This is a genomic window from Psychroflexus tropicus DSM 15496 (assembly GCF_000378765.1).
GTDB lineage: Bacteria > Bacteroidota > Bacteroidia > Flavobacteriales > Flavobacteriaceae > Psychroflexus > Psychroflexus tropicus.
Genome location: NZ_KB905342.1, coordinates 928,799 through 946,730 on the forward strand (window position 1 = coordinate 928,799; position 17,932 = coordinate 946,730).

The 17,932-nt window shown below is 37.9% G+C and carries 18 protein-coding genes, 1 tRNA gene and 1 pseudogene; 12 read left to right on the top strand and 8 right to left on the bottom strand.

Going from position 1 to position 17,932, the window contains the following annotated elements; genetic code table 11:
• Positions 1-41: 41 nt before the first annotated feature.
• Positions 42-392 carry a hypothetical protein gene (locus tag F598_RS0104235; RefSeq protein ID WP_019037781.1) on the bottom strand — a complete coding sequence of 117 codons (351 nt, stop codon included), beginning with the start codon at positions 390-392 and terminating at the stop codon, positions 42-44.
• Positions 393-1,367 (bottom strand): polyprenyl synthetase family protein, encoded by a 975-nt coding sequence (locus tag F598_RS0104240; RefSeq protein WP_019037782.1) that lies wholly within the window; start codon positions 1,365-1,367, stop codon positions 393-395.
• 183 nt (positions 1,368-1,550) lie between these two features.
• On the opposite strand from F598_RS0104240, the gene F598_RS0104245 reads away from it, so the two are divergent.
• The 4 genes from F598_RS0104245 to F598_RS0104265 all read left to right on the top strand — a co-directional run bounded on the left by F598_RS0104245 (position 1,551) and on the right by F598_RS0104265 (position 7,319).
• Complete coding sequence (locus F598_RS0104245; protein WP_026302511.1) at positions 1,551-4,364, top strand: 2-oxoglutarate dehydrogenase E1 component; 2,814 nt, start codon at positions 1,551-1,553, stop codon at positions 4,362-4,364.
• Between the two features lie 30 nt (positions 4,365-4,394).
• A complete protein-coding gene (gene odhB, locus F598_RS0104250) occupies positions 4,395-5,687 on the top strand; it encodes a 2-oxoglutarate dehydrogenase complex dihydrolipoyllysine-residue succinyltransferase (protein WP_019037784.1) in 1,293 nt (430 codons plus the stop codon).
• 315 nt (positions 5,688-6,002) lie between these two features.
• A complete protein-coding gene (locus tag F598_RS0104255; RefSeq protein WP_019037785.1) occupies positions 6,003-6,617 on the top strand; it encodes a hypothetical protein in 615 nt (204 codons plus the stop codon).
• A gap of 480 nt (positions 6,618-7,097) precedes the next feature.
• The gene (locus F598_RS0104265; RefSeq protein ID WP_019037787.1) at positions 7,098-7,319 is read left to right on the top strand and encodes a hypothetical protein; all 222 of its coding nucleotides are present in this window, start codon (positions 7,098-7,100) and stop codon (positions 7,317-7,319) included.
• A 33-nt stretch (positions 7,320-7,352) separates the two neighbouring features.
• On the opposite strand, the pseudogene F598_RS15580 reads toward F598_RS0104265, so the two are convergent.
• Both F598_RS15580 and F598_RS0104280 read right to left on the bottom strand, forming a co-directional pair.
• A pseudogene (locus F598_RS15580) lies at positions 7,353-7,460 on the bottom strand (acid protease); the annotation flags it as partial.
• A gap of 340 nt (positions 7,461-7,800) precedes the next feature.
• A complete protein-coding gene (locus F598_RS0104280; protein WP_019037789.1) occupies positions 7,801-8,238 on the bottom strand; it encodes a retropepsin-like aspartic protease in 438 nt (145 codons plus the stop codon).
• A gap of 51 nt (positions 8,239-8,289) precedes the next feature.
• Between F598_RS0104280 and F598_RS0104285 the strand changes: the two genes are divergently transcribed.
• From F598_RS0104285 to F598_RS0104320, 8 genes are all read left to right on the top strand, one after another.
• Entirely contained in the window at positions 8,290-9,057 is a 768-nt protein-coding gene (locus F598_RS0104285) for a TatD family hydrolase (RefSeq protein ID WP_019037790.1), read from the top strand.
• Between the two features lie 13 nt (positions 9,058-9,070).
• Positions 9,071-10,090: an asparaginase gene (locus tag F598_RS0104290; RefSeq protein WP_019037791.1), complete on the top strand. Its 1,020-nt coding sequence runs from the start codon at positions 9,071-9,073 to the stop codon at positions 10,088-10,090.
• Between the two features lie 81 nt (positions 10,091-10,171).
• Positions 10,172-10,261 (top strand) — tRNA-Ser (locus F598_RS0104295).
• Between the two features lie 60 nt (positions 10,262-10,321).
• Entirely contained in the window at positions 10,322-11,110 is a 789-nt protein-coding gene (locus tag F598_RS0104300; protein WP_019037792.1) for a MotA/TolQ/ExbB proton channel family protein, read from the top strand.
• A 5-nt stretch (positions 11,111-11,115) separates the two neighbouring features.
• Positions 11,116-11,550 (top strand): hypothetical protein, encoded by a 435-nt coding sequence (locus tag F598_RS0104305; RefSeq protein WP_019037793.1) that lies wholly within the window; start codon positions 11,116-11,118, stop codon positions 11,548-11,550.
• A gap of 2 nt (positions 11,551-11,552) precedes the next feature.
• Positions 11,553-12,167, top strand: a complete 615-nt coding sequence (locus tag F598_RS0104310; RefSeq protein WP_019037794.1) for an ExbD/TolR family protein — start codon at positions 11,553-11,555, stop codon at positions 12,165-12,167.
• Between the two features lie 12 nt (positions 12,168-12,179).
• Complete coding sequence (locus tag F598_RS0104315; RefSeq protein ID WP_019037795.1) at positions 12,180-12,662, top strand: ExbD/TolR family protein; 483 nt, start codon at positions 12,180-12,182, stop codon at positions 12,660-12,662.
• A 95-nt stretch (positions 12,663-12,757) separates the two neighbouring features.
• Positions 12,758-13,459, top strand: coding sequence for a porin family protein (locus tag F598_RS0104320; RefSeq protein WP_019037796.1), 702 nt, complete (start codon positions 12,758-12,760; stop codon positions 13,457-13,459).
• Here F598_RS0104320 and F598_RS0104325 read toward each other — a convergent pair.
• From F598_RS0104325 to asnS, 4 genes are all read right to left on the bottom strand, one after another.
• Positions 13,456-14,070, bottom strand: a complete 615-nt coding sequence (locus F598_RS0104325; RefSeq protein WP_026302513.1) for a hypothetical protein — start codon at positions 14,068-14,070, stop codon at positions 13,456-13,458. The two genes, F598_RS0104320 and F598_RS0104325, sit on opposite strands and share 4 nt — an antisense overlap.
• On the bottom strand, positions 14,067-15,512 hold the full coding sequence (gene rpoN / locus F598_RS0104330; protein WP_019037798.1) for an RNA polymerase factor sigma-54: 1,446 nt from the start codon (positions 15,510-15,512) through the stop codon (positions 14,067-14,069). The genes F598_RS0104325 and rpoN overlap by 4 nt, the downstream gene beginning before the upstream one ends.
• A 78-nt stretch (positions 15,513-15,590) precedes the next feature.
• Positions 15,591-16,463, bottom strand: a complete 873-nt coding sequence (locus F598_RS0104335) for an RluA family pseudouridine synthase (RefSeq protein WP_019037799.1) — start codon at positions 16,461-16,463, stop codon at positions 15,591-15,593.
• Positions 16,450-17,892 carry an asparagine--tRNA ligase gene (gene asnS, locus F598_RS0104340; protein ID WP_019037800.1) on the bottom strand — a complete coding sequence of 481 codons (1,443 nt, stop codon included), beginning with the start codon at positions 17,890-17,892 and terminating at the stop codon, positions 16,450-16,452. The genes F598_RS0104335 and asnS overlap by 14 nt, the downstream gene beginning before the upstream one ends.
• Positions 17,893-17,932 lie beyond the last annotated feature (40 nt).

A 17,932-nucleotide genomic window follows, 5' to 3' on the forward strand; every position in this document is an offset into this window, starting at 1 on the left:
CACTGAGAACACAAAGTTTAGTTTATAGGTCTGAAGATGACTCAACTGTAAACCGACCGCCAATACACTTTTTGGTAGCTTCTCTCGACTACGCGTTTGATTAAATGTTCCAAAAAATCATCTTCTACCATAAGCTGCTGGATTTCTTTTTCATGAATATCAATCCTATACAAGAGGTGGATAAAATTCGCTGTTTTTTGATGCATCAACTCCTCAAAAATGGGATGCAAGCCTTCCCAGAGTTCATCTGGAGTGATGTTGGTATGCAACTCGATTTCTGTCAAGCCTACAAGAGCCAGGTCTTTATTGAGTTGGAGTATCAGCTGTTTCCAGACTTCTCGATGACGTTCTGTATTCTTAATAACCTCGTTAAGCTGAGTTGGAACAGTCATTTACATTTTGCGATTCATCAGGTTGGTGCCAAATGTTTTCAAATAGGCTTTTCCCTTTTCAGAAATTTCCATCTGATCCAGATGATCAAAAGCGAGTTGAGTATAAGATTTAATTTTATCTAACGTAGCTTGTTCAGCACCAGATTCACTAAAAATCTGTTTCGCCGTTTCAATCTTATTTGTTGGATCTTCTGGAGCAATCGTATACAAGTGTCTCAATTGATCCGAGCTTCCTTTTTCGGCTAGTTCTAGCGCTTTAAGGTAGAGGTAGGTTTTCTTATTTTCAATAATGTCGCCACCAATTTGCTTTCCAAATAACGCCTGATCGCCAAAGGTATCCAGATAATCGTCCTGAATTTGAAAAGCAATTCCTAACAATCTTCCAAATTCATAAATCTTATCCTGCACCTCTTCAGATGCATCACTCACGATAGCTCCCATTTTTAGAGCAGCGCCCACCAGAACAGCGGTTTTGTATTCAATCATTTTGAGGTATTCCTCGATAGTGACATCATCTCGTTCTTCAAAGTCCACATCGTATTGCTGTCCTTCACAGACTTCAATAGCGGTTTTTGTAAATAGTTTTGCTAAGGGCTTGAAATGTTCTGCAGGATAATTTTCAAAGAGTTGATAAGCATTGATCAGCATAGCATCACCGGAGAGAATCCCGGTATTGATGTCCCATTTTTCATGAACTGTGGATTTTCCTCGTCGCAACGGGGCATCGTCCATAATATCATCGTGAACCAGAGAAAAATTGTGAAAGACTTCAATCGCTAGCGCTGCGTCCATCGCCTTTTGGTGTCCTCCTCCTAAGATATCCGCACTCATTAATACGAGGACTGGCCTTAGTCGTTTGCCGCCAAGATTGAGAATGTATTCAATAGGTTCGTAAAGGTTTCTGGGTTCTTTTTTAGGAATACTGGTTTCCATATAAGAAAGGAAAGCACTTTTATAAGCTTCGAGATCTAGCATCAACTTTTTTTGTGCTAAAATAAATTATTCCATAAATCTATTTTGACTTTTAGGTAATTGTTATGTGAAGCTTTTAAGATTTAAATGGACATTAGCAATGAAATGATAAAATTGTTTCAAAAAAGTCCTGTTTTAGATAGAAATCGTAATTTTGTATTACACATTACTAGATGTAATCTTAATATGGACAAATATTCCTTTTTAAATGCGATGCATCCATCGCAATTAGCAGATCTTTATAATCAATATTTACAAAATCCAGACGCCACCGAACCCAGCATGAGAGCCTTTTTTCAAGGCTTTGATTTCGGTTTAGAATCTGGCTTCGAAGGTGGGGGTTTTGATGAGGGTTCGACAACAGTCACGTTAAAAGACTCCGAAACCAAAGAGAAAGAAACAGTTGAAGTTCCTGAAAACGTTCAGAAAGAATTTCAGGTGGTCAACCTCATCGATGGTTATCGCCATCGCGGTCATTTATTTACAAAGACCAACCCGGTAAGAGAAAGACGTAAATATTCTCCCAAACTGCATATTGAGAATTTTGGGTTAACTGAATCAGATTTAGATACAGAATTTGAGGCAGGAGAAATTATTGGTATAGGAAAAGCAACACTTAGAGAAATCGTTCAGTTTCTCGAGGATGTTTTCTGCGATTCTATTGGTGTAGAATATGCCTACATTCGTAATCCTGAGGTGATCAAATGGATACAAGACCATATTTACGATAACCGAAATCACACCAATTATACTGAAGATCAAAAGAAAAATATTTTAAGACGTCTTAACGAGGCAGTGACTTTTGAGAGCTTCTTACATAAAAGTTACGTGGGCCAAAAGCGATTCTCTCTGGAAGGCAACGAATCCTTAATACCGGCACTCGATGCATTAATTGAAGGTGCTGCCGATATGGGAGTAAAAGAATTTGTGATGGGAATGGCTCACCGTGGCCGATTAAATACGTTGGTGAATATCTTCGGTAAAAGTGCTAAAGACATCTTTAATGAATTTGAAGGTAAAGATTACGAGGTGGATGGTTTTGATGGTGATGTTAAATATCACTTAGGCTGGACTTCTAACCGTAAAACCGATTCTGGAAACGAAATCAACCTCAATATAGCGCCCAATCCTTCTCACCTGGAAACTGTAGGTTCTGTAGTGCAGGGGATCGCCAGAGCTAAGCAAGACGATCATCATCTTGGCGATGAGCAAAATGTTTTACCTATCGTTGTTCATGGAGATGCAGCCATCGCTGGACAAGGCATCGCTTATGAAATTGTGCAAATGGCACAGCTTGACGGTTACAAAACAGGAGGAACCATTCACATCGTGGTGAATAATCAAATAGGATTTACAACCAATTATATCGACGGACGGTCTTCCATTTATTGTACAGATGTGGCCAAAGTCACATTGGCTCCAGTATTGCATGTCAATGCTGATGATGCTGAAGCCGTTGTGCATGCTATGAATTTTGCGCTCAAGTATAGAATGGAATTTGGAAGAGATGTGTTTATCGATTTGTTAGGCTATAGAAAGTATGGTCACAATGAGGGAGATGAACCTAAATTTACACAGCCAAAATTGTATCAGGCAATTTCAGAACATAAGAACCCAAGAGATATCTATGCCGATAAACTCAAAGAAGAAGGACTGATAGATGATGAGTATCTGGAAAAGCTCGAAGAAAAAGTAAAATCTAAACTCAACGAGGAATACGAGGATTCTAAAAAAGAAGATAAAGCAGTAGTTTCTAAAATCCTTCAGGAAGAATGGGAAGGCTTTGAGCCTGCAGACAAGCATAAAATGCTGGAGCCAGTCGATACGACTTTCGATCTTGAAGAATTAACTAAACTGGCCGAAGCGATTACAACTTTACCCGAGGACAAAAACTTCATGAGAAAAGTGAATAAGCTCATGAAGACTAGGCACAAGATGTATTTTGAAAAGAATGAACTCGACTGGGCCATGGGCGAACTACTGGCTTATGCCACTTTACTTAAGGAGGGTCATGACGTTAGAATTTCTGGACAAGATGTGGAGCGAGGAACATTTTCTCACCGACATGCGGTCATTAAAACCGAAAACAGTGAAGAAGAATACATGCCTCATAACCACTTAGGTGGTGAACAAGCTAAATTTTATATCTACAACTCACTCTTATCAGAGTATGCAGTGGTAGGGTTTGACTATGGTTATGCTATGGCAAGTCCATCCACCCTTACCATTTGGGAGGCGCAGTTTGGAGACTTTAGTAATGGCGCTCAGATCATGATCGACCAGTACATATCTTCAGCAGAAGATAAGTGGAAAACTCAAAATGGATTAATCCTGCTTTTACCGCACGGATACGAAGGTCAAGGGTCTGAGCATTCCTCAGCACGAATGGAACGTTACTTACAGCTTTGTGCTAAAGACAATATGTTTGTGGCCAACTGTACAAGTCCGGCCAATTATTTCCATCTCTTGAGAAGACAGCTAAAGACCAATTATAGAAAACCTTTAATCGTCTTCACGCCTAAAAGTTTATTGAGACATCCGGAGGTGATTTCTCCAAAAGAAGATCTGGCCAATGGAACATTCCAAACGGTGATCGATGATCCTAAAGCGAAAGTGAAAGACATCAAAACGCTGGTGATTTGCTCTGGTAAGTTCTATTTCGATTTGAAAAAGCGTAGAGAAGAAGAAGGACGAAATGATATGGCTTTGGTAAGGTTAGAACAATTGTTCCCTGTCCCAAAGAAAGAATTGGATAAAATCATTAAGAAATATAAAAACGTTGACGACTTAGTCTGGGCTCAGGAAGAACCAAGAAATATGGGAGCTTACACGCACTTACTGCTACAGTATCACAAAGCCAAAGACTTTAGAGTGTGTAGTAGACGATTCTACGGTTCTCCGGCAGCAGGTAGCCAGGCTAGATTTAAGAAAAGACACGAAGAAGTGATCGACTATGTGTTTGATCCTTCAAAAGATAACTGTATACAAGATTACAAATAATAAAAACCACTTACGAAATACATAAATATTATGGCTTTAGAAATGAAAGTCCCTTCACCGGGAGAGTCAATTAGCGAAGTTGAAATCGCAGAATGGTTAGTTAAAGACGGCGATTACGTAGAAAAAGATCAGGCTGTAGCCGAGGTCGATAGTGACAAGGCTACCCTGGAACTTCCAGCGGAAGCCTCGGGAATCATTACCTTAAAAGCCGAAGAAGGAGACGTTGTGGAAGTAGGTGAGGTGGTTTGCTTGATTGATACCGACGCCGAGAAACCATCTGGCACTGACGATAAAAAGGACGAGAAAGAATCAAAAGAATCCTCAGAAGAGGAGTCTTCAAAAGATAAAAAAGAGGAGCAAAAGGCTTCCAAAGAAGAAGACCAATCGTCTTCAAAAGAGAAAGAAGAAAGTAAATCTTCTTCAGATAGCAAAAAAACCTACGCGACAGGAAGTCCTTCCCCAGCAGCCAAAAAGACTTTGGATGAAAAAGGAGTGGATGCTAAAGACGTGAAAGGTACGGGCAGAGATGGTAGGATTACCAAAGAAGATGCGATGAATGCAGAAGCTAAACCTTCAATGGGATCCCCAGGAAAAGGTAAGCGTGGCGAGTCCAGAAGCAAGATGTCGATGCTGCGTAGAAAAGTAGCCGAGCGTCTGGTAAGTGCTAAAAACGAAACGGCTATGTTGACGACCTTCAATGAGGTAGACATGCAGCCTATTTTCGATCTTAGATCAGAATATAAAGAGAAGTTTAAAGAGAAGCATGGAGTAAGCTTAGGTTTTATGTCTTTCTTTACTTTGGCAGTAGTCCGTGCGCTGGACAAGTTCCCGGCTGTCAATTCTATGATCGACGGTAAGGAAATGATCACTTACGACTATAAAGATATCAGCATTGCCGTGTCTGGCCCAAAAGGTTTAATGGTGCCGGTGATGCGTAATGCCGAAAATCTAGGCTTTAGAGGCGTTGAGCAGGAGGTGAAGCGCTTGGCTTTGAGAGCTAGAGATGGAAAAATTACTGTGGACGAAATGACGGGAGGAACTTTTACCATTTCCAATGGTGGAGTATTTGGCTCGATGCTGTCCACACCAATCATCAACCCACCACAAAGCGGAATTTTGGGTATGCATAATATCGTAGAGCGCCCTGTGGCCATCGACGGTAAAGTGGAAATTCGTCCGATCATGTATGTGGCCTTGTCTTATGACCACAGAATCATTGACGGTAAAGAATCGGTAGGTTTCTTAGTAGCGATTAAAGAAGCGCTGGAAGATCCAAAAGAGCTACTGATGGACGGTAATGTAGAAAAAGCACTCGAGCTTTAACCTACAGTCCATTTAATTTATAATAACCCTGAAGTTTCAATGCTTCAGGGTTTTTTGTTTTAATTCTGAACTTGATTTCGTTAGCTTTTTCGATTTACGATACATTTCTTAAGAAGTTGAAGGTAACTTCAGAGTTCCAGTTGGGCGGGATGACTTCTGAAGCTGAGGTCATGGTTTGAAGCTTAAAGCACAAAAATTCTCACAATTTGTTTTTTTAAAAAAAGAGTAACTGCTTTAATTGAAAGTGTATATTTACTGATAAAGCGTCAATTGAAAAAATTTCCATGTTCAATATATAACTCTAAACCTATCCTTATGAAAAAAGTAGTCCTATCAACCTTACTCCTTATTCTTTTAAGCCAAGAATGCAAATCCCAGCATTTTGATGTTGGTTTTGGAGTAGGTTCGGGCGCGGCATATCTGGTTGAAGCCAACGATAATGCTGTAGATATCAGCTATGCGCTTCCCTTCAGTTCTTACTTAGATTTGAAATTTACCCCAGCGGAGTCTTATTTTGGGCTAAAGCTTAGGTTTCAGTACCTTAATGCGGGGATAGAAGGAGAGAATTGGAAAAATTTCAATCAGCCCATTGATGGTGATGTGTCTTCATTAACAACCTTGTTAATGTTAGAGCACCTAAAAGATAATCAAACCTGGAATCTCGGTTATAATTTTGGAGTGGGCTATACCTACCAAAGCTTCAGACCAGACCTTACTAACTTGACTCCAGCTCTGGAAAGTCGGTTCATGAGTTTTTTATTTTCTGGCCTCTTAAGCAGAACAATTAATGATCAATTAGCAATCCAACTGGAACCCGGCTTACTTTGGACTGATCCTGTAGGTTCTTTTAGATCCAGCGAAAAATGGCAAATTGCAGGTGAGGATTTAAGTGTTTTGTTACAGGCGGGGGTAAGGTATAAGTTATTTTAAACACTAAATTCTAGTTGAAATAAAGGAGAGTTAATATAAATTAACCATTTTGAAAATTTAACCATGAAATTAAATAGAGTAAGAATCTTTGGAATTTTTCTTTTTTTAGCTACATCAACGACTGGGTTGATTTATAATGAAAGCAATTACGGGTTTCTCATAGGAGTTTTAAGTGCTATAGGGATTATGCTGATTTATTATGGCCGGTTCAATATTTTAAGGGGAATTAAGAAGTAATTGGAAGGGCATATTTCTTATCTACGGATCGTGCGTTGACCTCATCAAAAAGTCAATTAAAAAGACCTCACAGTCCCAAAGCTTCGGGACTGTGAGGTCTGAACCCTCTAACTTGCTGAGCAGTATTCAAACCTTAAGGTTGCTTTTTATTGAATTCTTAAAGATTGAACATATCACCAGCTTCCTTTTTTAAATACAACTTCAAATTAATTATATTTAGTATTTATTTTAAAAAACAGAGCCATGGAACACGTTAACCCGCATGAGTCCAACGACCAACCACTCAAGAACGAAAAGGATTTAAAAAAGTCTAAGATTATAAGTGCTCTGGGAATAGGCTTTTTAATCGGTGTAGTAATGTTCGGGTTGATTGCAGCCCTCTATTCAGGAAAGTACATTGTTATCTTACCTTTGATATTTCCTATCTATTTTATTTACAAGGCTTTAGTAAAGTCAAAAAAATAAGGCTTCAGAATGGACATCTTGAAATACTACGACCTATTTCATATACAAGTAATCCGTTTTATAATCAATCACCGCTTTTCCCTTTTTTAGAATATCAGCTCCGATGATGCCATGCACCAACTCAGCATCATTATCGCTTAAAAGCTTCATGAAAACATAAAATTTATAGTTCTATTTAATGTCTTGAATAATCTTGTCCTACCTATAAAAATGGTAAAAATCAATGAAGCAAAAATGACTTAAAAGATGAAAATCTGTTTGAATCATGCGTTAGCGTGATGAGTTATTTTTCATCTGTGGCGGAGGATTCCGTAGGATTTAATACATTTTTATAGTAAGACTAGTCCCCAAAGCTTTGGGGATTGGTTCTTTTTTGGTCAATGCAAAAAAGAATAGGGTATCTTATAATAGGTTAATTAATTCTGACATCAACATTGTCCATAGAAAAGCTATAGATATTCCTTTTAAAAAATACCACCGCTTATTTTAAATACAAGTAATCCGTTTTATAATCAATCACCGCTTTTCCCTTTTTTAGAATATCAGCACCGATGATGCCGTGCACTAATTCAGCATCATGATCACTTAAGGCTTTATTTACGTGCGATAAATCAAACAGGATCAGATCCACTTTCTTTTTAGTCCACTTCCCAATACTTACCTTATTATTTGTAGAGGCTCTGGTCAGCATATTAGTAGCCCCCGCACCAGCCGCTTTGATGTTGCTGTCTTCAGAAAACAGATTAAAATGATCGGCATAAGAAAAATCGATACAGGAACTCGAAGCGCCAGTGTCTATGATAAAGCTGCCTTCCACTCCATTGATGACGACTTTGCACTCATAATGATTGGTTTCGATGCTATTCATTTTAAGAGCCTTGTAGTTTTTCTCTTTCAGAAAGGATTTTAGGGATGACATTTGTTGAATTTTCGGCAAATATAAAGTTTCGTTTTAAATAAATTTGCCACTATGATATTTACAGATACCCACACCCATTTATACGCAGATGCTTTTGAAGACGATAGAACAGCAATGATCGAAAGAGCTTTGGAGCAGAAAGTAAAACGCTTTTTTATTCCAGCGATAGACTCTGAAACTACCCAGGCCATGTATGATCTTGAGAATAAGTTTCCAGAGCACATGTTTTTAATGATGGGACTGCATCCAACATCCGTATCAGAAACGGTAGATCAGGAATTAAAACACGTCGAGGAGGAACTGGCTAAGCGTCGATTTTATGCCGTGGGTGAAATCGGCATTGATTTATACTGGGACCAGAGTTTCTTTGAAGCCCAGCGAAAGGCTTTTAAACACCAGATTCAACTTGCAAAAAAGTACAACTTGCCCATTGTGATTCACTGCCGAGAAGCTTTTGATGAGGTGTTTGATGTTTTGGAAGAAGAAAAAGGAGACGATTTATACGGTATCTTTCATTGCTTTACGGGAACCAAGGCTCAAGCAGAACAAGCGATTAGCTATAATATGAAACTAGGAATAGGAGGAGTGGCGACTTTTAAAAATGGAAAAATTGATCAGTTTCTTAGCGAAATCGATCTTAAACACATTGTTTTAGAAACGGATGCGCCTTATCTTGCACCAAAGCCCTACAGAGGAAAGCGTAATGAAAGCGTATACGTGATTAAGGTTGCCGAAAAACTTTCAGAATTATACGGAGTAAGTCTGGAAGAAATCGCCAAACAAACCACACAAAACTCCAGAGACGTCTTCGGAATTTAATGCAGATATTATTATGTCCAGAATATTATTGGTTTATACAGGCGGAACCATCGGGATGATCAAAAATCCTGAAACCGGGGCGTTGACAGCCTTCAATTTTGATGAGCTGTTGTCCAATATTCCAGAGTTGAGGTTGCTTGAGCATAAGATCAGTACAGTAAGTTTTGAGGAACCTGTGGACTCTTCAGACATGGATATTTCCGACTATATAAAATTAGCTGAACTTATTGAAGTACATTTTGAAGACTACGATGGGTTTGTGGTGCTACACGGAAGCGACACCATGTCTTATACTGCTTCAGCCATTTCTTTTATGTTTGAAAACCTGAAGAAGCCAATTATTTTTACGGGTTCACAATTGCCTATAGGAGATTTGAGAACCGATGCCAAAGAAAATTTAATTACGAGTATACAGTTGGCAGGATTAAAAGAACGAGGAAAAACGGTGATACGAGAAGTAGGTCTTTATTTTGAATATAAACTTTATCGGGCTAACCGGACTACTAAAATCAATGCAGAACACTTCGAAGCCTTCGAATCTTCTAATTTCCCGCCAATTGCAGAATCGGGGGTAAATTTGAAAATTAATCACGAAAAACTCATAAAACCTAACCTGAGAAAAAAAATGCTGGTACATAAGTCTTTAAACGATGACATTATGGTATTAAAGCTCTTTCCAGGTCTAAGTCAGCAAACCTTATCTTATTTATTTAAAATGCCCCATATTAAAGGAGTCATTTTAGAAACATTTGGCAGTGGGAATGCCAAGACCGATGATTGGTTTGTGAGTTTATTAGAATCACTCATCGAGCGAGGAGTTTATATTGTCAACGTGACGCAGTGTGTTGGCGGTGCAGTACACATGGGTAAATATGCCACAAGCGAGAGACTCAAAAGACTAGGTGTGATAAGTGGAGGAGACATGACAACAGAAGCAGCTGTGGCAAAAATGATGTATCTTTTGGATAAAAATTTAGGACCAAAAGTATTTAAAACTATATTTGAGACCTCATTACGAGGAGAGATGAATTAAAAATTAACGTGCAATCCTTCTTGTAAAAGCATTTTTTTTTATTTATTTGCTATAAGAATAAGTTAACGTTCTTTTATTTATAGAGAGGTGACCGAGCGGTCGAAGGTGTACGCCTGGAAAGCGTATGTTCCGATTGTATCGGAACCGAGGGTTCGAATCCCTTCCTCTCTGCTTTTATTTAACAAACTAAAAATCATTAAACACTAATTATTAATTCTAAGACAGACAACAATGAAAAGATTATTTTCAATTTTAGCCATTTTAGCCATCATGGCAGTTGGTAACACAACTTTAACAGCGGCAAATTCTTCTGATGTTTTCACAGAAGCCACAGTAAACTTCGTTCAAGATGACGCAGGTGCTTCTGATGCTGATGCAGAAGAAAGCGTAGGCTTTCACCAGGAATTAAAAAAGCGTTTCATTGAAGGTGGTCCTGGATTTATGGGAATTGTACTACTTTGTTTGATTCTAGGACTAGCTATTGCCTTTGAAAGAATCATTTACCTAAATTTAGCTACTACTAATTCTAAGAAACTTGCTCAAAACGTTGAAGATGCTATGAAGAGTGGTGGTGTAGAAGCTGCTAAAGAAGTTTGTAGAAATACAAGCGGACCCGTAGCCTCGATTTATTACCAAGGGCTTGACAGAATGGACGAAGGTGTAGAAGCTTCAGAAAAAGCTGTCGTAGCTTATGGAGGCGTTCAAATGGGCCAATTAGAAAAAAATGTATCTTGGGTTTCTTTATTTATCGCCCTAGCACCTATGCTTGGTTTCATGGGTACAGTAATCGGTATGATTCAGGCCTTCGATAAAATTGAAGCAGCTGGTGACATGCAACCGTCATTAGTAGCAGGTGGTATTAAAGTAGCACTTTTAACAACAGTATTTGGTTTGATTGTAGCTATTATCCTTCAAATATTTTATAACTACATCATTGCTAAAATTGATAGTATTGTAAATGATATGGAAGATGCATCGATTACTCTCATCGATATCTTAGTTGCACACAAAAACAAATAATCAGTATGAACAAAGTATTTAATATCATAAAAATCGTTTTTGGCGTTTTGGGAGCTATTCTCTTTGTGAGAATCCTCAATGCTGGAGACGATGCAATAGAGGCCGATGCGGCCATTCAAACTAGTGTTTTGGCTCCGTTTATGTACGTATCTTATATTGTGCTTGGAGTGACTATAGTGGCAGTTCTTTTCTTTTCTATTAAAGCTCTGTTTTCTGGTAATGTGAAAAAAACACTGATTTCTCTAGGATCTTTCATTTTGATTATTGCTATTTCTTTTGCAGTATCAAGCGGTACAGAAACAGCCTTAAGAGATGGTGATGTTCTTTCTGCTAGTGGATCAAGATGGGTAAGTACAGGTCTAACAGCATTTTATATTCTTGCTGCTTTAGCCGTATTAGCAATGCTTGTATCAAGTGTAAGAAAAATCGTAACTAAATAATTATGGCAAAACGATCAGCACCAGAGGTAAACGCTGGATCCATGGCGGATATAGCCTTCCTTCTGCTTATCTTTTTCTTGGTAACCACTACCATTGAAACCGATAGCGGTATTACAAGGAAATTACCTCCTATAGATGACGAGCAGCAGGATCCACCACCATTGAAAGAACGTAATATTTTTATAGTTCTTGTAAATGCGAATGGAGATCTTTTTGTAGAAGATGAGAAGATGGATATTGAAGATTTGAGAGAAAATGCGGTAAAGTTTCTAGACAATGGAGGTGGTACAGGTGATGAAGCCTGTGATTATTGCCAGGGCGCTAGAGATCCAGATTCTTCAGATAACCCAATCAAAGCTGTTATTTCTCTGCAGAATGACAGACAGACGGAGTACGGTAAATATATTGCAGTCCAGAATGAACTGGTTGCTGCTTATAATGAACTGAGAAACAGAGAAGCGAACAGGCTTTACAACATGGATTTTACAGATATGGAGGCTGCCTACAATGACCCTGAATTCCAGGGTGATAAAGAAAAGCTTAAAGAAAGAATCGGTGTGATTAAAGATATGTTCCCTCAAAAACTCTCTGAAGCAGAACCAAAGAAACGAAAATAAACCTAAATTCATATGTCAAAATTTAAGAAAAAAGATGACGGTGGAACTCCAGCGATTTCCACAGCTTCTTTACCAGATATTGTTTTTATGCTTCTGTTCTTTTTTATGGTTGTAACTGTGATGAGAGATACGTCGCTTAAAGTTCAGAACGTATTGCCTTATGCAGATCAGGTTGAAAAATTAGATAAGAAAAATCTAATCATGTATATCTACGCTGGGAAACCATCGCCTAGGTATCAAGAGACCTTTGGTACAGAAGCCAGAGTTCAGCTGAACGATAAATATGCAAGCGTTAATGAAGTACAACAGTTCATTGAAGAAGAGCGCCAGTCTAAACGTGAAGAATTGCGAGATAAATTGACAACTGCCCTTAAGGTCGATAAAGAAACTAATATGGGGTTAGTATCAGATATCAAACAAGAATTACGTAAAGCTGAAGCATTAAAAATTAATTACACGACTAAAGAAGGTGATGCTATGCTTAACATTGAATAGTAGTTGCTTTCCTATTTAAAATAAAAGGCATTCCTTTCACGGAGTGCCTTTTTTATTTGTAGAAACCTAGTTAACTTTCACCTTTTAAAATTCAGATGAAGTTTACATATTTTTTTCTCTTTTTATGTTTCTTTTCCTCAGCTGTCGCTCAGGATGACTTAACTTGGCTTAAGGAAAATCAACAAGATTATCTTTATAGAGAAGATCAATTCTATTTTGGGTTTAGTTTCAATTTTCTAACAGATTTACCTTCAGAAGTCGAACAGTCGGGGTTTTCTGGAGGACTAATTTTGGGATTTATTCGTGACATGCCACTTAATACAAGACGAAATCTTGCTGTAGGGCTAGGTCTTGGACTCAATTTAAATACCTATGGGCAAACTTTGCAAATTTCTGAAACAGAAGGAGGTGATCAATTGTTTGAACCCATACCATCTTCTAGAAATTACCAGTCTAATCGATTTACAACAAACAGTATAGAAGTTCCACTAGAAATTCGATGGAGGTCTTCTGATATTGGAAAATTATCGTTTTGGAGAATCTACGCAGGGGTCAAAATCGGTTATGTTTTTACCTCTAAATCGGTTTACCGCGGTTCCGATCAACGTTATGATTTCAGATCTATAAACGCTATCAATAACGTTACAAGCAGTGCTATATTGACGTTTGGTTATGGATCGGTTAACTTTTTTGTAGACCTGAGCCTAAACTCAGTGTTTGATGCCCAGATCAACTCTACTGGGGAAGACGTAAGTGTTCGTCCTATAAAAGCCGGCCTCGTTTTTTACTTTCTTTAAATCCAGTAACTGAAAAAATAAAGCTGTGGAAGTAATCCTGCAGCTATTCCTAAGAATATCTCAGCGAGGTTATGAGCTCTATCGTATAAACGAGAAGAACTCACTAAGCCTAAGAAGATCGACATGCTAATGATGTGCACTAAGAAAGGCTCATGAAATGAGAGACTCAATCCAATAATGAAGCACAGTAAGCCACTAATCCCAATAGCATGAAGGCTTATTTTCACCCTAAACATAGTAAAAAATACAGCGATTACTCCTGAAAATAAAATCCCTGAAAAAAAATAAAACAGCGTCCTGTAGTTATAGATATCGAGAATCTGATTCAAAAGAATCAACACCAAGACTATAAAAAACATTAAAAATAAACGCCTTTCTTTGATATTGGAAAGTTGGTAATCTCCTACCAATTTTAAATTCTTTGCAATAAATAAGAAGACCACTGGTAAAAAAATGGTCAAAATACTTATAGCTAGAAGTTTTGCATTGACTAATTGTGAATCTAGATAGCTTGGAATAGCGAAAAAATAATACAAGCAACCAAGAATAGGCATCCAAAGGGGATGACCTAAGATCGATAATAGCTTAGATATCTTATCTAATGTCCTCATATTTCCTTCCTTAACCTTGCTACAGGCATATCGAGTTGCTCTCTATATTTAGCAATGGTTCTTCTAGCAATAGGATAGCCCTTTTCTTTCAAGATTTTTGCAAGCTTAGCATCTGTATGAGGCTTTTTTTTGTCTTCAGCCTCGATAGTCATTTCCAGTATTTTCTTAATTTCTCTAGTCGAAACCTCTTCGCCTTCTTCATTTTTCATCGATTCAGAGAAGAAACTTTTGATCAGAAAAGTGCCGTAAGGAGTTTCAACATATTTACTATTGGCTACTCTCGATACCGTACTGATGTCCATATCTATCTTTTCAGCAATATCTTTCAGGATCATCGGTTTCAATGCCCTTTCATCTCCGGAAAGGAAATACTCTTGTTGATGCATCATAATGGCATACATAGTAGAGTATAATGTCTCTTGTCTTTGTTTAATCGCATCTATAAACCACTTTGCAGAATCTAACTTTTGTTTGATAAAGAACACGGCTTCTTTTTGTGCTTTAGTTTTAGTTTTGGCTTCTTTATAGCCCTTTAGCATATTAGAATAGTCTCTAGAAATATGCATTTCTGGTGCATTTCGACCATTTAGCGTTAGCTCTAAATCTCCATTTTTGATTTTGATACTAAAATCTGGTATCACATGTTCTACAGACTTGCTGTTTCCAGAATAGGAAGCTCCAGGCTTAGGATTCAAATGCTCTATTTCTTCTATAGCTCTTTTGAGTTTCTCTTCAGAAATATTAAACTTTTGAATCAGTTTCTCGTAGTGTTTTTTGCTGAATTTATCGAAAGCTTCATCAATAATATTGTAAGCAAGGCTTACGCTTTCAGTCTTTTCTTTGCGTTGAAGTTGAAGTAGCAAACATTCCTTAAGATCTCTTGCTCCAACACCAGCAGGATCTAGAGACTGAACGATTTTTAAGGTTTTTTTTACAGTCTCTTCATCGGTGTAAATATTCTGAGTAAATGCGAGATCATCGACAATGTCTACGATGGGTCTTCTGATGTAACCACTATCATCGACACTTCCTACTAAGAAATAAGCAATTTCTTCCTGCTCACCTTTAAAAGAATAGGTCTGAAGTTGATTTTTTAAATATTGAGAAAATGATGTGCCAGAGGCATAGGGCACTTGTTTATCTTCATCATCTGCACTGTAATTGTTTGCTTTTAATCTGTAGTTTGGAATTTCATCGTCACTTAGATAATCATCTACATCAAATTCTGTTTCTATGATATCATGATCCTCCTCAGCTTCATTTTTAAACTCATCTTCATATTCTTCCTTTTCTTTTCCAGCATCGAGTGCAGGATTTTCTTCAAACTCCTGTTTGACCCGCTGCTCAAAAGCAAGTGTGGGAAGCTGAATTAACTTCATCAACTGAATTTGCTGAGGAGATAACTTCTGAGATAACTTTAAATTGAGCTTTTGTTTTAGCATATACAATCTTCGCTTTTTATGCTGATGCCTTATTTTATAAACACCTAAAGTATAGAATTCAAATCTAAAGTTTTCCTTCTATGCATCCATAAATTTAACGAATTTATGTGGTAACTCACTTTCTATCGTTAGGCTTTTATCAGTTTTAGGATGTTTAAAGTTGATAGATTTAGCGTGAAGAAGTAATTTGCTAGCGTTCAAGGTGTCGCCGTATATGGGATCTCCTAAAATAGGGTGACCATGAGTTGAAAGCTGAATTCTAAGTTGGTGGGTTCGACCCGTGATAGGAATTAAATTTATGAGACTATAGATTTCATCTTTTCTATAGAATTGCTTTAAGGTCTCATAATTAGTGAAGCTTTGCTTCCCATCTATAGATGAACTAAACTTTCCGGATGACGGATTTAAATTGCCCTTTACGATGGCAACATAGTTTTTCCGGACTTTCTGTTTTTCAAATAAAAGAGAAAGCATACTTCTTGAGAATTGTGTTTTGGCTATCAATAACACTCCTGAAGTAGGATTATCTAGCCTATGTACGGGTTGAGGAAAAGCTAAGGCGTCCTTGTCTTTGGAGGGACTTAGATTGACTGGTAAAGCCTTTTCGATTGTTTTGAAATAATTACCACTGGTAGGAAAACCACCAGGTTTATCGACAACAGCAAGTATTTCATCCTCATAGAGGATGTCCATCTTTAGGTGAAAAGCTCTTGGTTCCTGTTGGACTTCTTCAGCGTAAAGCTTTAGAATTTGTCCGTTTTTAACCCAGTCTGAAGTTTTGGCAAGCCTCCCATCTACAGAGATTAATCCTTTTTTGATAGTTTTTTTAAGAGCACTTTTAGTAGGTAAGGCTCCAAAAATACCTACACCGTACTCTTGAAGCCTTATGGGTTTTTCAACACCTTTAACGCTGTGTGAATCTATACACGTCTTAGAATTAAAATTCTGCATTTTGAGGGGTTCTAGGATAAGGAATTACATCTCTTATATTTGCCATTCCCGTTGCAAATAGAACCAGGCGTTCAAATCCTAGTCCAAAACCAGAGTGCTTACAAGTTCCTAGTTTTCTTGTTTCCAAGTACCACCAAAGCTCTTTTTCATCAACCCCGAGTTCTTTCATTTTTGAAAGTAAAACGTCGTGGCGTTCTTCCCTTTGAGACCCACCAACTATTTCACCAATACCTGGGAAAAGGACGTCCATTGCCCTTACGGTTTTACCATCATCATTGAGTCTCATATAAAAAGCCTTGATGTCTGCTGGATAGTCATATAAAACCACAGGGCAGCCAAAGTGCTTTTCTACTAGATATCGCTCATGTTCACTTTGTAAGTCAGCACCCCATTCTTCGATGATATAATCAAATTTTTTCTTTTTATTGGGTTTAGAATTTTTCAAAATTTCAATAGCCTCAGTATAAGACACCCTTTTGAAGTTATTCTTGAGTACAAAGTCTATTTTTTCTCTAAGCGGCATTGGCGACCTATCTTTTTCAGGTTTAGATTTCTCTTCCTGAATCAATCTGTTTTCTAAAAACTCCAGATCAGCTTGGCAATGCTTAGCTATATAGCCTAAGACATATTGAATAAAATCTTCAGCCAAATCGATATTACCTTCTAGATCACAAAAAGCAACTTCTGGCTCTATCATCCAAAATTCAGCAAGATGTCTGGATGTATTTGAATTTTCTGCTCTAAAGGTCGGACCAAAAGTATAAACCTTTCCAAGTCCCAAAGCATAAGTTTCTGCCTCCAGTTGTCCACTTACTGTAAGATTGGTCTCCTTGCCAAAAAAATCTTTGGTATAATCGATCTCTCCTGCTTCGTTTGTTGGGATGTTTTTAAGGTCCAAATTAGTAACCTTAAACATTTCCCCAGCTCCTTCGGCATCGCTTCCAGTAACCACCGGTGTATTGACATAATAAAAGCCGTTTTCGTTGAAATATTGGTGCACTGCAAATGCCAGTTTCGACCTGAGTCTCATCACGGCTCCAAACGTGTTGGTTCTTACCCTTAAATGAGCTTGCTCTCTCAGTTTTTCTAAGGAGTGTTTTTTGGGTTGTAAAATTGTTTTTTTCACGTCTTCAGGATCAGCATCTCCAAGTATTTCAATTGATTTCACCTCCAATTCTACACGCTGTCCTTTTCCTTCACTTTCCTTTAGCATTCCAATGACTGAGATGGCTGCTCCTGTAGTGATGCGTTTTAAAAGGTCTTCATCGGTGTTTTCAAAATCTACAACACACTGAATATTATTTAAGCAAGATCCGTCATTCAAGGCTATAAAACGATTACTTCTAAAGGCTTTCACCCAGCCATTCACTTTGTAGTCCTGTAAAATATGATCGCTTTCGAGAAGCTCTACTACGTTTTTTGTCAACATTATCAATCGATTTTTAGGAAGCCACAAAGGTAATTTATTC